Source organism: Klebsiella sp. P1954, from assembly GCF_018199955.1.
GTDB classification, from domain to species: domain Bacteria; phylum Pseudomonadota; class Gammaproteobacteria; order Enterobacterales; family Enterobacteriaceae; genus Klebsiella; species Klebsiella pneumoniae.
In genome coordinates, this window is record NZ_CP073373.1 from 2980490 (window position 1) to 2995596 (window position 15107).

Below are 15107 nucleotides of genomic sequence, written 5' to 3' on the forward strand. Positions count from 1 at the left end.
AAAGCCCGGCATCGCTGCCGGGCTTTTTTTATGCTTTAACCCGCCGAATATAGTCGCCGAAAGCGGTCAGTTGGCCGCGCAGATGGTCGAGGGTGCTTTGATCGACCACTTCACCCGCCTGCGGATCCACTTTGTTCTGGATGACGCCGCCCATAAATTCCGGTTTATTCATTACCATCGCATCAAGGAAGACCAGAATCTGCCGCAGATGATACTGGCAGCGCGCACCGCCGATGGCGCCCATTGAGCTGGTCTGAATCAGTACCGGTTTGCCGGACAGCGGCTGCTCGGGCAGGCGTGACAGCCAGTCGATGGCGTTTTTCAGGCCGCCAGGCACGGAATAGTTATATTCTGGAGTGACTATCACTACCCCATCCGCCTCGCGGATCTGTTGCGCAATCTCCTGCACGCGCTGCGGAAAACCTTCTTCCTCCTGCATATCAGCATCGTACAGCGGGATATCACCGATCGACGGCAGCGCGGAGATATCCATGCCCGCTGGCGCGATGTCGGGCAGGGTGCGCGCGACCATTCCATTAAACGACCCTTTACGCAGGCTGCCGAGTAACGTAACCACTTTCAAGGTATCTGACATGATTGCTCCTTTGGATCATGATGCCGGCAAGACCGGTCAATTGAGGGATAAGGTTTTTTCCATGGGTAAGCTGGTAAAGCGCATCAGGCGGGCTGACGGTTCGCGTGCGCGCTGCTGCGCATCCGCCAGGCTGCGCCAGTCACCTCCCTTAGCATCATATTCCCAGACCTTCAGCGAGCCGATGTTCGGGGTAGCGGCAATGGACCATACCAGCAGCGATTCGGCGTCACATACCGCTTCGATTGGCTGACTGCCGGCGGTGCGCAGGCGGCCAGAGCCGGGCAGCAGCTGCAGCTGCGTTGATGCTTCGCCGGTCAGCTTTAGCACGCTGCGACGCAGCGCTACCAGCTGGCTGCGCGCTTCGTCCGGATCATGCTGTATGTTAATCCACAGATTCTCATTGTTGCTGAAATTGTGCCGGTCGGCGTCGTGGCTGCGGACAGTGCGCTGCAGTTCCATGTCGAGGCCACAATCCCCCTCGGTGGTGAGGGCAACACCAACGATATTGCCAGTATAAGCGATCGAAAAGCGGGGGAGTTGGCGATCGCTAAAAACCGGTCGGCCATTCGCTTCGTTGATGATTTCAGGCAGCTCGCTGATGCCGTAAAGCATAAACAGCAGCTCGGCAAGCAGCGAGCGCGACGCGCAAAAGCGAGCCTGGCGATATGTCGGGAGAAGACGTGCGGATTGATGACAGGCCGCTGACAAACGTGTCGATAGCGGCTCCCCGGTACTGAGTATCCCTCTTGCAAAATGCGTTGCCATACGTCGCTCCGTGAGTAATGGTCTGGATAAAACTGCGGGCGCTATTATCGCCTGGTATTAACAGGTTTTAATGCCGAAATCCCCCATTGAAAAGGGAATTTGTTTGAATTTTACAAATTCTTGCGCAAATAAGGTGCTATGGGCACGAAACAAGGCTTAAAGCGTACCGGAATAGAGCGCTTTCAGCGTATCTCTAAGCCAGACAAGCTTCGGGTTGTAGCTGTTGCGCTTATGCCATAGCAGGGTGAAGGGAACGCGCAGCTTTTCCAGATGCTGCGCCTCCAGGGGGAGCGGCCGGGAGACGAGCGGCAGCTGGTGCTGCTGATTATAGTGCTGACAGTAGCGCGGCGCGGTGGCCAGCATGGTGTGCTGCGGCTGAGCGGCCATAAAAAGTGATTGCTCAAACCCCGGCACGGTCAGCGCCACGTTACGCTTATACCCCAGCTCCTGCAGCACGTCGTCCAGGGCCCAGGTATCGCGTTGTTCCCAGCAGATAGTGATATGCGGATAGCGTAAGAATGCCGCCAGATCCCACTCTTCCCTGAGCGCCGGATGATCGGCGCGCAGCCAGACCTGCGGCAGGTCGGTGAACAGCACATCAAAATCGATATACCACGGCAGCAGGCTCAGCAGCTCACGCGACTGCGGATGGCTTTCGCGTCCGCAGAAGCCGATATCCACCTCACCGCGGATGATGGCGTCCAGGGAGTCGTAGTCCCAGTTGCGCAAACGAATCAATGCCTGCGGATAGCGCTGATAGATGCGCTGAGAGAGGGTGTTAAACAGGATCATCAGCAGCGGCGTTTCCGCCGCCAGTTCGAATTTGAGGCCGCTGGGCATGGTATGGTGCGGTTTATCGAGGATTTGGTTGCCCATCTGCATCCAGTCCGCCAGATCCTGCTCCATGCTGCTGACCAGCGGCGTGGGCGCCAGGCCCAGCGGGGTTTTCACAAACAGCGGATCGTCAAACCAGGCGCGCAGTTTGGCCAGCGACTTGCTCACCGCTGACGGCGAAACGTTCATCCGCTTCGCCGTACGGGTAACGCTGAGCTCCTGGGTCAGGAGCTGCAGGCAGAGGAGTAAATTAAGATCAAGACTCGACAGCGGCTTCTTCATCGTATTGCGCAACCCGCGGCGGGGTGACGACCAGTAACAAAACAAGGCTCACTATGCTACAGGCAATGAGTATCCCGATCAGCATATTCATTGCGCTGAGTCCGATGATGGCGGCGAGCCAAATCCACAGCGATGAACCGCACACCTGCGCGATGCCGAGGACCGAGCTGGCGACGCCCGCGCGCAGCGTGAACGGCCCCAGCGCCTGGCTCATCGCGACGCCGAACCCAACGGAGAAGCCGGCGCAAATCATGCCCAGCCCGATCAGGGTGACGGCCTGGCGAGTGGCGAGGCTCAGCGTCACGCCTGCCGCCAGAAACAGCACCTGTGAGGTCAGCATTAAGGTGCGGGGATTAAACAGCGACAGGGCGAACGGCGTTGAGAAGGAGACCGCCATGCTGATCATCGCCATCAGAGCCATCGCCATTGAGTAAGTTCCCCGGTCGAACCCCATCTCTTCCATCATTAGTACCGGCGAGACGTTAACGTAGGTCAGGATCACCGTCACGCTGAGGGTGGTAATGAGTAAGCGGCTGAGGAAAAAGCGGTTCAACAGCGATTCGCCAGCGTCATGCTGCGGTGACGCTGCCTGCGGAGGCGCCGTCGGCCGCGTTTCACGCAGGATAAAGACCGACAGCACAGCGACCATGACGCCCATGCCGGTCATCGTGTAGAACAGGCTCTGCCACGGATATTTCAGCATAATCAGGTGGCCAAGCACCGGCGCCAGGACGGGGATAATGCAGGTGATGCCGTTGAGCAACGACAGCACCTTGGCGCGGCGACGGTCGTCCAGCGTATCGCGCAGGATAGCGAAAGCCACCACGTAGCAGCTGCCGGCGCCGATCCCCTGGATAAAGCGTCCGATGAGGAAGTGGCTGCTGGTATGCGCCTGGGCGCAGATCAGGGAGGCGATAACAAAGATCGCTGCACCTACAATAGCGACAGGCTTACGCCCCGAGCGGTCGGCGATGCGGCCAGCAAACAGCATCGCGGAGGCCATACCGGCCAGATAGACCGAGAAGGCGATATGTAATTGCGCCTCGCTGGCCCCCAGGTCCTGAGCAATACGCGGCAGGCCGACCAGATACATATCGATGCCGGAGGGGTAGAGCAGAACCAGGGCAAAGCTGCAGAGAAGAAAGCGTGTCATGGGATCCTCGCGATGTGAATGGCATTCAGCATAGTGAGGAACGCGCCGTAAGACGAGTTGCCATTTGGACAACGCTCTTTTCCTGGCAGGAAATGCGAGCTAACGACTGCGGGTTCGCCAGACGCGGGCCATCCCCTCGCTCTCCGGGCGAACGCTTTCGAAGCCGAACTTCGCGTACAGTTCCGGCACATCCGCCACCAGCGTAACGTAGGCGCCATCAAAGGCGTTAGCGTCCAGCCAGGCGACCAGCTTCTCCATCACCAGCCGGCCAAGGCCTTTTCCCTGGTGAGCCGGATCGACGGCGACGTCGACAATATCGAAATTAATCGCGCCGTCGCCGACGATGCGTCCCATCGCGATCGGCGTCTCCTGCCAGAGGATATGTACGCCATAACAGCTATGCGGCAGTCCGGCTCTGGCGCCTTCCAGGGGGCGCGGCGACATGCCGGCGGCTACCCGCAGGTGGCAAAACGCTTCGGCGGAGGGCACCTTCTCGATCACGGTATATTCAACGGTCATGTTTTAGTCTCGCGGCAGAGGGGGAGATAAAAGTAGAGAACGTTGCGTTGCAAAGGGCAAGAAAAAACCCGCATTAACGCGGCGTTAATACGGGTTAGTGAACGTTTACGGACTGACGGTTACTTACCGATGCAGAAGCTGGAGAAGATGCGGCCCAGCAGATCGTCGGAAGTGAACTCCCCGGTGATCTCGCTCAGCGCCTGCTGCGCGAGGCGCAGCTCTTCCGCCAGCAGCTCGCCGGCCCAGGCGCCCAGCAGCTGGGCTTTGCCTTGCTGCAGATGGTTCGCCGCCTCTTCCAGGGCCTGCAGGTGACGGCGGCGGGCGAGGAAGCCGCCTTCCATATTGGTATCGAAGCCCATGCTCTGCTTGAGGTGGTTACGTAGCACCTCCACGCCGTCGCCGGTACGTGCCGACAGGCGAATAAGTGAGTGGCCATTTACTTCGCTGATACCCAGCGCTTCGCCGGTGACATCGGCTTTATTGCGCACTACGGTAATCGGCAATTTAGCGGGCAGGCGCTCGATAAAGTCTGGCCAGATCTCCGCCGGGTCAACGGCGCCGGTGGTGGTGCCATCGACCATAAACAGCACCCGATCGGCCTGGGCAATCTCCTGCCAGGCGCGCTCGATGCCGATACGTTCCACTTCGTCATTAGCATCGCGCAGGCCTGCGGTATCGATGATATGCAGCGGCATGCCGTCGATATGGATATGCTCGCGTAGCACGTCGCGGGTGGTACCGGCGATATCGGTGACGATCGCCGCTTCGCGGCCCGCCAGGGCGTTCAGCAGGCTTGATTTACCGGCATTTGGCCGCCCGGCGATCACCACTTTCATCCCTTCGCGCAGCAGGCTGCCCTGACGAGCTTCAGCGCGGACGGCGTCGAGATCGGCCATCACCTCGTTCAGCTGGGCTTCAATTTTGCCGTCGGAAAGGAAATCGATTTCTTCATCCGGGAAGTCAATGGCCGCTTCCACGTAGATGCGCAGGTGAGTGAGCGCTTCCACAAGATGATTCACCCGCGCGGAGAACGCCCCCTGCAGCGAATTCAGCGCCGAGCGCGCCGCCTGCTCTGAACTGGCGTCGATAAGGTCGGCGATGGCCTCTGCCTGCGCCAGATCGAGCTTGTCGTTGAGGAACGCGCGCTCGGAAAACTCACCCGGCCTGGCGATGCGCAGGCCCGGCAGGGTCAGAATACGTTTAAGCAGCAGGTCGAGAATGACCGGGCCGCCGTGGCCCTGCAGCTCAAGCACATCTTCCCCGGTAAAGGAGTTCGGCCCGGGGAACCACAGCGCAATCCCCTGATCCAGCGGGGTACCGTCAACGTCGTTGAACGGCAGGTAGTCGGCATAGCGCGGCTTCGGCAGCTTGCCCAGCACCGCCTGCGCGACGTCGCGCGCCTTAAGGCCGGAGATACGCAGGATGCCCACACCCCCGCGTCCCGGAGGGGTTGCCTGGGCGACGATAGTGTCGTTATGGCTCATGGTGACTCTCTATGTAGATGTAAAAAAGGCGGTCCATTGACCGCCTTCTCTGGCATTAACGCTACCGTAGATACTCGAAATAATTCAAGTTGCAGAAAGGCGGCAAGTTAGTGAGGCCCCAGGAGCTTACTGTAGTAAGTGACTGGGGCGAACTAATGAAGCCAACGCATCTGCGGCTTGAAGAATGAAGAGTATCAGGATTTCTTCTTCTCGCGGCTATGCAGGCCACGTTTCTCCAGACCACGGTAAATCAGCTGCTGCTGAATAATGGTGACCAGGTTGCTGACGATGTAGTACACCACCAGGCCAGACGGGAACCACAGGAAGAACACCGTGAAGATGACCGGCATAAAGGTCATGATCTTCTGCTGCATCGGGTCGGTCACGGTGGTCGGCGACATCTTCTGGATGAAGAACATGGTCGCGCCCATGATGATCGGCAGGATGTAGTACGGGTCCTGAGCAGACAGGTCGTGGATCCACAGGATAAACGGCGCATGACGCAGTTCAACCGAGGCGCTCAGCATGTAATACAGCGCAAGGAAGATCGGCATCTGAATAATCAGCGGGAAGCAGCCGCCCAGCGGGTTTACTTTTTCCGCTTTATACAGCGCCATCATCTCCTGGCTTTGACGTTGTTTATCGTCGCCCAGACGCTCACGCATGGCCTGAATCTTCGGCTGCAGCATGCGCATCTTCGCCATGGAGGTGTACTGCGCTTTGGTCAGCGGGTACATGATGCCACGAACGATAAAGGTGATAACGATGATCGAGAAGCCCCAGTTGCCGAGGAAGCTGTGGATGAATTTCAGCAGCTTGAACAGCGGTTGGGAGATGAACCACAGCCAGCCGTAGTCGACGGTCAGATCCAGATGCGGCGCAACGGCAGCCATTTTGTCCTGAATAGCCGGGCCGACCCACAGCGTGCTCTGCAGTTTGTCGGTCTGGCCTGGCTGCACCAGTACCGGCTGCGATTTGTAGCCAATAGCGACAACGCCGTTGCCGAGGTTGGCGGTGTAGAAGTTATTCGTCCCGTTATTCCGCGGCACCCATGCGGTGGTGAAGTACTGCTGCAGCATGGCAACCCAACCGTTTTTGGTGCTGACGTTCAGGTTTTCGTTATCCAGAATGGTATCGAATTTATATTTCTCGTATTTCGAATCCGCAGTGGAGAACGCGGCGCCACGGAAAGTATGCATCGTGGACAGGCCACCGGTCTGCGTATCGCGACTGGTCGGCAGCGCAGCGGTCTGCTTCAGCTGACCGAAGGTCGAGACTTCCAGAGGCTTCTCGCTGGCATTCTGCACGCTGTAACCCACGTTCACCGCATAGCCACCGCGCTTCAGGGTGAAGGTTTTGGTGAAGACGTTGCCGGCTTTGTCAGTGTAGGTCAGCGGGATAACGAGCTCATCCTGGCCATCGGCCAACACAAACGCCTCTTTATCGACGTTGTACAGCGGACGCGGGCCGTTTGCCGGGTTATCCGGACCGTCACGGCCGGTTAAGCCGCTCTGCGCCTGGTAGACAAACTGCGGCGTGGTTTCCAGTAACTGGAACGGTTCGGTCGATTTCAGCGTTTTTGGATACGCCAGAAGCAGCGCCTGCTCAATATCGCCACCGTTGGTGTTGATAGTCAGCTCAAGCACGTCGGTTTTAACCGTAATCAGTTTCCCCTGGCCACTGGCCGGTACGCCCTGGTCGGCGGCGCTACCCGCTGCTGTGGTCGTAGTCTGCGTGGTCTGCTGCTGGGGCTGCGGATTTTTGTCCTGCTCCCAGGCTTGCCAGATCATGAAAGACACGAACAACAAAGCGATGATAAGAAGATTGCGTTGCGAATCCATCGTTAGTGTTCTCTGGTATCAAATGGTCCAGGCGGGACGGGATCGTCACCACCAGGGTGTAAAGGGTGGCATTTTAATACGCGTTTCATCGTCAACCAACTGCCTTTTATCACTCCAAACCTGCGAAAGGCCTCAATTCCGTATTGAGAACAGGTTGGGGTGAAACGACAATGCGGCCCGAGTAGCGGACTAATCAGGCGCTGATAAACTCGAATCAGGCCGATCAGGACCCGCGAGCCAGGCGACAATGGCGGCGCCATAATTTTTCCAACGCTTCCGAGAGAGCACGGTTATCGAGGTCGGCAACCCCTCTTTTCGCCACCACCACGAAATCCATTGGCGGGAGTTCATGTTGACGCAAACGAAAACTTTCACGCGTCAGACGTTTAATCCGATTGCGTTCATGTGCGCGTTTCACGTTTTTCTTGGCGACGGTGAGACCGATGCGGGGATGCCCCAGCGAATTCAGGCGGCCGAGGATGGTGATTTGCGGCGTGCCAGCCCGTTGTGGCTGCTGGAAGACGAAAGTGAAATGACTGGGAGTTAACAAGCGTAACTCCCTGGGAAATGCGAGCTTAACCACGCAGGGTTAGCTTTATTACTTGGAAACGGTCAGACGAGCGCGGCCTTTAGCACGACGACGTGCCAGAACCTGACGACCATTTTTAGTAGCCATACGAGCACGGAAGCCGTGAGAACGGTTGCGCTTCAGTACAGACGGTTGAAAAGTGCGTTTCATGGCGATTTCTACCTAAACTTGAATAAATTCACTGACTTTTGCGTAGACCCGAACGAACTTCGAACGACTTACGCCTCAGCGTGGGTGATTAAAGAGGCCGGATTGTAATAATTGTACACTCCGGAGTCAATTCTCTTTCCTTATTTCTCGCACCTCGTCGCACAAAAAATAAGCTGAGACGCGTGACGAAAACGGGCATTACGCGCCGGGTGGGGGATTATACGGCCTGGCCAGTAAAGCGCAAGGATCCGCAAGGATCTTTATTAGATCGTTTCCGCCCAAAAGCGGCATAGCTCATTAATTTTTCCAATATGCGGCGGAAATCGTGCTTCACTCCCCGCAGGATCGATTACACTTACCCGGTTTCGATCCTTCCTGTGGATAAATCGGGAAGAATCTGTTGAGAAACACAAGATCTCTTTCTCAGTTTAGGCTATGATCCCCGGTCCCGATCGCGATCCCCGGATCCGCAGCGGGTAATAACCGCAGATAGCGGTTCGCACGTCACCCCTTTTGTGCAGGGGCTTTTCGGCTAATGCAGGGTCTTGTCGACGTGTGCCAACAATCACGATTGTTTCAGTTTTTCTTTGATATCGATTTTATGTTCGAGTGGAGTCCGCCGTGTCACTTTCGCTTTGGCAGCAGTGTCTTGCCCGATTGCAGGATGAGTTACCAGCCACAGAATTCAGCATGTGGATCCGCCCATTGCAGGCGGAACTGAGCGATAACACGCTGGCACTGTATGCGCCAAACCGTTTTGTGCTCGACTGGGTAAGGGACAAATACCTCAATAATATCAATGGACTCCTCAATGATTTTTGCGGTGCGGACGCCCCGCAGCTGCGTTTTGAGGTGGGCGCTAAGCCCGCCAGCTCGCTGCAGAAAGGGGCGGTAAGCCCGGCTGCGGCGGCCATTCCGGCGGCGCAGGTGCAGACCGCGCGCGCGGCGCCGACGATCGTGCGCCCTGGCTGGGATAATGTCCCGGCGCCGGCGGAGCCGACCTACCGCTCTAACGTTAACGTGAAACACACGTTTGATAACTTCGTCGAAGGTAAATCTAACCAGCTGGCCCGCGCGGCGGCGCGTCAGGTGGCGGATAACCCGGGCGGCGCCTACAACCCCCTGTTCCTCTATGGCGGGACGGGTCTGGGTAAAACTCACCTGCTGCACGCGGTGGGGAACGGCATTGTGGCGCGTAAGCCGAACGCGAAAGTGGTCTATATGCACTCCGAGCGTTTCGTTCAGGACATGGTTAAAGCGCTGCAGAACAACGCCATCGAAGAGTTTAAGCGTTACTACCGCTCCGTTGACGCCCTGCTGATCGATGACATTCAGTTCTTTGCCAATAAAGAACGATCCCAGGAAGAGTTTTTCCACACCTTCAATGCGCTTCTGGAAGGTAATCAGCAGATCATCCTGACGTCGGATCGTTATCCAAAAGAGATCAACGGCGTTGAGGATCGTCTAAAATCCCGCTTCGGCTGGGGGCTGACGGTGGCGATCGAGCCGCCGGAGCTGGAAACCCGCGTCGCGATCCTGATGAAAAAAGCCGACGAGAACGACATCCGCCTGCCGGGCGAAGTGGCGTTCTTTATTGCCAAGCGTCTGCGCTCGAACGTGCGTGAGCTGGAGGGGGCGCTGAACCGCGTTATCGCCAACGCCAACTTCACCGGCCGGGCGATCACCATCGATTTCGTGCGCGAAGCGCTGCGCGATCTGCTGGCGCTGCAGGAAAAACTGGTCACCATCGACAATATTCAAAAGACGGTGGCGGAGTACTACAAGATTAAGGTAGCGGACCTGCTGTCCAAACGCCGCTCCCGTTCGGTGGCGCGTCCTCGCCAGATGGCGATGGCGCTGGCCAAAGAGCTGACCAACCACAGCCTGCCGGAAATCGGCGATGCGTTTGGCGGTCGCGACCATACCACCGTGCTGCACGCCTGCCGCAAGATTGAGCAGCTGCGTGAAGAAAGCCACGACATTAAAGAAGATTTTTCCAATTTAATCAGAACATTATCCTCGTGACGCTATGAAATTTACCGTAGAACGTGAACATTTATTAAAACCGCTGCAACAGGTGAGCGGTCCGTTAGGTGGTCGTCCGACGCTGCCCATTCTCGGTAACCTGCTGCTTCAGGTCGCGGACGGCGCGCTGTCGCTGACCGGTACCGATCTTGAAATGGAGATGGTGGCGCGCGTGGCGCTGGTTCAGCCGCACGAAGCGGGCGCAACGACCGTTCCGGCACGGAAATTCTTTGATATCTGCCGCGGCCTGCCGGAAGGCGCGGAGATCGCGGTTCAGTTGGAAGGCGATCGCATGCTGGTGCGTTCCGGCCGCAGCCGCTTCTCGCTGTCGACCCTGCCCGCCGCCGATTTCCCGAATCTGGATGACTGGCAGAGTGAAGTGGAGTTTACCCTGCCGCAGGCGACCATGAAGCGTCTGATCGAAGCCACCCAGTTCTCGATGGCGCACCAGGATGTTCGTTACTACTTAAACGGCATGCTGTTTGAAACCGAAGGCAGCGAACTGCGCACGGTGGCCACCGATGGTCACCGCCTGGCGGTCTGTTCGATGCCGCTGGAAGCGTCGCTGCCGAACCATTCGGTGATCGTGCCGCGTAAAGGGGTGATTGAGCTGATGCGGATGCTCGACGGCGGCGATACCCCGCTGCGCGTGCAGATTGGCAGCAACAATATCCGCGCCCACGTTGGCGATTTTATCTTCACCTCTAAGCTGGTTGATGGCCGTTTCCCGGATTATCGCCGCGTATTGCCGAAAAATCCGGATAAACACCTCGAAGCGGGCTGCGATATTCTGAAGCAGGCTTTTGCGCGCGCGGCGATTCTCTCCAACGAGAAATTCCGCGGCGTGCGGCTGTACGTTAGCGAAAACCAGCTGAAAATCACCGCCAATAACCCGGAACAGGAAGAAGCGGAAGAGATTCTGGATGTGACCTACGCCGGAACGGAGATGGAGATTGGCTTCAACGTTAGCTATGTGCTGGATGTGCTGAATGCGCTGAAGTGCGAGAATGTACGCATTCTGCTGACGGATTCGGTGTCGAGCGTGCAGATTGAGGATGCGGCCTCTCAATCCGCAGCCTATGTCGTCATGCCTATGAGATTGTAGTGGAAAATATCGGGCTATCTTACTTGCCATTTTCAACCTGGGCTGTGCTCGCCCCTGTCACGTACTTTGTGTACGCTCCAGGGTCTGCGCGCAGTCCGCGTTGAAACTGGCTGCGCCGATAACGCCCTGGCCCAAAGAACGCTGATATGTCACTGACGCGCTTGCTCATCAAAGACTTCCGCAATATTGAAAGCGCGGATCTCGCTTTATCTCCCGGCTTTAACTTCCTGGTTGGCGCGAACGGCAGCGGCAAAACCAGCGTGCTGGAAGCTATCTACACGCTTGGCCACGGCCGGGCATTTCGCAGTTTGCAAATTGGCCGGGTGATCCGACACGAGCAGGATGCGTTTGTTCTGCATGGCCGTCTGCAGGGCGAAGAGCGGGAAACCGCCATCGGCCTGACCAAAGACAAACAGGGCGACAGCAAGGTGCGTATCGACGGCACCGACGGCCACAAAGTGGCGGAGCTGGCGCACCTGATGCCGATGCAGCTGATTACGCCGGAGGGGTTTACTTTACTCAACGGCGGCCCCAAATACAGAAGAGCATTCCTTGACTGGGGATGCTTTCATAACGAAGCCGGATTCTTCACCGCCTGGAGCAACCTGAAGCGCCTGGTCAAGCAGCGCAACGCCGCGCTGCGTCAGGTCAGCCGCTATGCCCAGCTGCGGCCTTGGGATCTGGAATTAATCCCGCTGGCGGAGCAGATCAGCCGCTGGCGTGCCGAATACAGCGCCGCTATCGTCGAAGACATGGCGGATACCTGTCAGCAATTTTTACCGGAATTCACGCTCACCTTCTCTTTCCAGCGCGGCTGGGAAAAAGAGACCGACTACGCGGAGGTGTTGGAGCGGAATTTCGAGCGCGACAGAATGTTAACCTACACCGCCCACGGCCCGCATAAAGCGGATTTTCGCATTCGCGCCGACGGGGCGCCGGTGGAAGATACCTTGTCGCGCGGGCAGCTTAAGCTGCTGATGTGCGCCCTGCGTCTGGCGCAAGGAGAGTTCCTCACCCGCGTCAGCGGGCGGCGCTGCCTGTACCTGATAGATGATTTTGCCTCGGAACTTGATGATGCCCGCCGCGGTCTGTTATCCAGCCGCCTGAAAGCGACGCAGTCTCAGGTTTTCGTCAGCGCGATCAGCGCTGAACACGTTATGGACATGTCGGACAAAAATTCGAAGATGTTCCGCGTGGAAAAAGGTAAAATAACGGATTAACCCAAGATTAAATGAGCGAGAAACGTTGATGTCGAATTCTTATGACTCCTCCAGTATCAAAGTCCTGAAAGGGCTGGATGCGGTGCGTAAGCGCCCGGGTATGTATATCGGCGACACGGATGACGGCACCGGTCTGCACCACATGGTATTCGAGGTTGTGGATAACGCTATCGACGAAGCGCTCGCGGGTTACTGCAAAGATATCGTTGTCACCATCCACAGCGATAACTCCGTCTCCGTCCAGGATGACGGCCGCGGCATCCCGACCGGCATTCACCCGGAAGAGGGCGTCTCCGCAGCGGAAGTTATCATGACCGTCCTGCACGCTGGCGGTAAATTCGATGATAACTCCTATAAAGTTTCCGGCGGTCTGCACGGCGTAGGCGTCTCGGTGGTTAACGCCCTGTCGCAGAAGCTGGAGCTGGTTATCCAGCGCGATAACAAAGTTCACAAGCAGATGTACGAACACGGTGTGCCGCAGGCACCGCTGGCCGTGACTGGCGAAACCGACAAAACCGGCACCATGGTGCGTTTCTGGCCAAGCCTGGAAACCTTCACCAATGTCACCGAATTTGAATATGACATCCTGGCGAAACGCCTGCGCGAGCTGTCGTTCCTGAACTCCGGCGTCTCTATCCGCCTGCGCGATAAGCGCGATGGCAAAGAAGACCATTTCCACTACGAAGGCGGCATCAAGGCGTTCGTTGAGTATCTCAACAAGAACAAAACGCCGATCCACCCGAATATTTTCTATTTCTCCACCGAAAAAGACGGTATCGGCGTGGAAGTGGCCCTGCAGTGGAACGACGGCTTCCAGGAAAACATCTACTGCTTTACCAACAACATTCCGCAGCGTGACGGCGGTACTCACCTCGCCGGCTTCCGCGCGGCGATGACCCGTACCCTTAACGCCTATATGGACAAAGAGGGCTACAGCAAAAAAGCGAAAGTCAGCGCCACCGGCGACGATGCGCGTGAAGGCCTGATTGCCGTGGTATCCGTGAAGGTGCCGGATCCGAAATTCTCCTCGCAGACCAAAGACAAGCTGGTCTCCTCCGAGGTGAAATCGGCGGTGGAGCAGCAGATGAACGAACTGCTGAGCGAATACCTGCTGGAAAACCCATCCGATGCGAAAATCGTGGTCGGCAAAATTATTGACGCCGCGCGCGCCCGTGAGGCCGCACGTCGCGCTCGTGAGATGACTCGTCGTAAAGGCGCGCTGGATCTGGCAGGCCTGCCGGGCAAACTGGCGGATTGCCAGGAGCGCGACCCGGCGCTGTCCGAACTGTACCTGGTGGAAGGGGACTCCGCGGGCGGCTCTGCTAAACAGGGTCGTAACCGCAAGAACCAGGCGATCCTGCCGCTGAAGGGTAAAATCCTTAACGTTGAGAAAGCCCGCTTCGATAAAATGCTCTCTTCCCAGGAAGTGGCGACGCTGATCACCGCGCTGGGCTGCGGTATCGGTCGCGATGAGTACAATCCGGATAAACTGCGCTACCACAGCATCATCATCATGACCGATGCGGACGTCGACGGCTCGCACATTCGTACCCTGCTGTTGACCTTCTTCTATCGTCAGATGCCGGAGATCGTTGAGCGCGGCCACGTCTACATTGCCCAGCCGCCGCTGTACAAAGTGAAGAAAGGCAAGCAGGAACAGTACATTAAAGACGACGAAGCGATGGATCAGTATCAGATCTCCATCGCGCTCGACGGTGCGACCCTGCACACCAACGCCAATGCGCCGGCGCTGGCGGGCGAACCGCTGGAAAAACTGGTTGCCGAGTTCAATGCCACCCAGAAAATGATTGGCCGCATGGAGCGCCGCTTCCCGAAAGCGCTGCTGAAAGAGCTTATCTATCAGCCGACCCTGACCGAGGCCGACCTGGCGGACGAGCAGAAGGTGACCCGCTGGGTGAACACCCTGGTCTCCGAGCTGAACGAGAAAGAACAGCACGGCAGCCAGTGGAAATTCGATCTCCACGAGAACAAAGAACTGCAGCATTTTGAGCCGGTTATTCGCGTACGTACCCACGGCGTGGATACCGACTATCCGCTGGATAACGAGTTCATTATGGGGCCGGAATATCGTCGTATTTGTGCCCTGGGCGAGAAACTGCGCGGCCTGATGGAAGAAGATGCTTACATCGAGCGCGGCGAACGTCGTCAGCCGGTAGCCAGCTTCGAGCAGGCCCTGGACTGGCTGGTGAAAGAGTCCCGTCGCGGTCTCTCCATCCAGCGCTATAAAGGTCTGGGCGAGATGAACCCGGATCAGCTGTGGGAAACCACCATGGATCCGGACAGCCGTCGCATGCTGCGCGTGACCGTCAAGGATGCCATCGCTGCCGATCAGCTGTTCACCACCCTGATGGGTGATGCCGTTGAGCCGCGTCGCGCGTTTATCGAAGAGAATGCCCTGAAAGCGGCGAATATCGATATTTAAGCCGCATGTTTCCCGGTAACGAGTTTTACCGGGGCAACAGGATGTATAAGCCCGGTCGCATCGCGCGATCGGGCTTTTCTTTTGCCGCTAAAAGAGGAATCC

General features: G+C 57.4%; 14 protein-coding genes. 4 read left to right on the top strand and 10 right to left on the bottom strand.

Annotated elements, in window-relative coordinates; all coding sequences use genetic code 11:
- Positions 1-28: 28 nt before the first annotated feature.
- From KB890_RS14245 to rpmH, 10 genes are all read right to left on the bottom strand, one after another.
- A complete protein-coding gene (locus KB890_RS14245) occupies positions 29-595 on the bottom strand; it encodes an NADPH-dependent FMN reductase (protein WP_004181600.1) in 567 nt (188 codons plus the stop codon).
- A 36-nt stretch (positions 596-631) separates the two neighbouring features.
- The gene (locus tag KB890_RS14250; RefSeq protein WP_004145098.1) at positions 632-1207 is read right to left on the bottom strand and encodes a 4'-phosphopantetheinyl transferase family protein; all 576 of its coding nucleotides are present in this window, start codon (positions 1205-1207) and stop codon (positions 632-634) included.
- A 309-nt stretch (positions 1208-1516) separates the two neighbouring features.
- Positions 1517-2476 (bottom strand): HTH-type transcriptional regulator YidZ, encoded by a 960-nt coding sequence (yidZ, locus tag KB890_RS14255; protein ID WP_004181599.1) that lies wholly within the window; start codon positions 2474-2476, stop codon positions 1517-1519.
- Positions 2451-3629 carry an MFS transporter gene (locus KB890_RS14260; protein WP_004181598.1) on the bottom strand — a complete coding sequence of 393 codons (1179 nt, stop codon included), beginning with the start codon at positions 3627-3629 and terminating at the stop codon, positions 2451-2453. Before KB890_RS14260 ends, yidZ begins: the two co-directional genes overlap by 26 nt.
- 99 nt (positions 3630-3728) lie before the next feature.
- A complete protein-coding gene (locus tag KB890_RS14265; protein WP_004151539.1) occupies positions 3729-4148 on the bottom strand; it encodes a GNAT family N-acetyltransferase in 420 nt (139 codons plus the stop codon).
- Positions 4149-4267: 119 nt separating this feature from the next.
- On the bottom strand, positions 4268-5632 hold the full coding sequence (gene mnmE / locus KB890_RS14270) for a tRNA uridine-5-carboxymethylaminomethyl(34) synthesis GTPase MnmE (protein ID WP_004181597.1): 1365 nt from the start codon (positions 5630-5632) through the stop codon (positions 4268-4270).
- Positions 5633-5826: 194 nt separating this feature from the next.
- Positions 5827-7473, bottom strand: a complete 1647-nt coding sequence (gene yidC / locus KB890_RS14275) for a membrane protein insertase YidC (RefSeq protein WP_004150295.1) — start codon at positions 7471-7473, stop codon at positions 5827-5829.
- A gap of 2 nt (positions 7474-7475) precedes the next feature.
- Positions 7476-7733, bottom strand: a complete 258-nt coding sequence (gene yidD / locus KB890_RS14280; RefSeq protein WP_020324524.1) for a membrane protein insertion efficiency factor YidD — start codon at positions 7731-7733, stop codon at positions 7476-7478.
- The gene (rnpA, locus tag KB890_RS14285; protein ID WP_004151535.1) at positions 7697-8056 is read right to left on the bottom strand and encodes a ribonuclease P protein component; all 360 of its coding nucleotides are present in this window, start codon (positions 8054-8056) and stop codon (positions 7697-7699) included. Before rnpA ends, yidD begins: the two co-directional genes overlap by 37 nt.
- A 15-nt stretch (positions 8057-8071) precedes the next feature.
- Entirely contained in the window at positions 8072-8212 is a 141-nt protein-coding gene (rpmH, locus tag KB890_RS14290) for a 50S ribosomal protein L34 (protein WP_000831330.1), read from the bottom strand.
- A 621-nt stretch (positions 8213-8833) separates the two neighbouring features.
- Here rpmH and dnaA point away from each other — a divergent pair.
- From dnaA to gyrB, 4 genes are all read left to right on the top strand, one after another.
- Positions 8834-10237: a chromosomal replication initiator protein DnaA gene (gene dnaA / locus KB890_RS14295; protein ID WP_004151534.1), complete on the top strand. Its 1404-nt coding sequence runs from the start codon at positions 8834-8836 to the stop codon at positions 10235-10237.
- Between the two features lie 4 nt (positions 10238-10241).
- On the top strand, positions 10242-11342 hold the full coding sequence (dnaN, locus tag KB890_RS14300) for a DNA polymerase III subunit beta (protein ID WP_004145090.1): 1101 nt from the start codon (positions 10242-10244) through the stop codon (positions 11340-11342).
- A gap of 146 nt (positions 11343-11488) precedes the next feature.
- The gene (gene recF, locus KB890_RS14305; protein ID WP_004151532.1) at positions 11489-12562 is read left to right on the top strand and encodes a DNA replication/repair protein RecF; all 1074 of its coding nucleotides are present in this window, start codon (positions 11489-11491) and stop codon (positions 12560-12562) included.
- Positions 12563-12590: 28 nt separating this feature from the next.
- Positions 12591-15005, top strand: a complete 2415-nt coding sequence (gyrB, locus tag KB890_RS14310; RefSeq protein ID WP_004173845.1) for a DNA topoisomerase (ATP-hydrolyzing) subunit B — start codon at positions 12591-12593, stop codon at positions 15003-15005.
- Positions 15006-15107 lie beyond the last annotated feature (102 nt).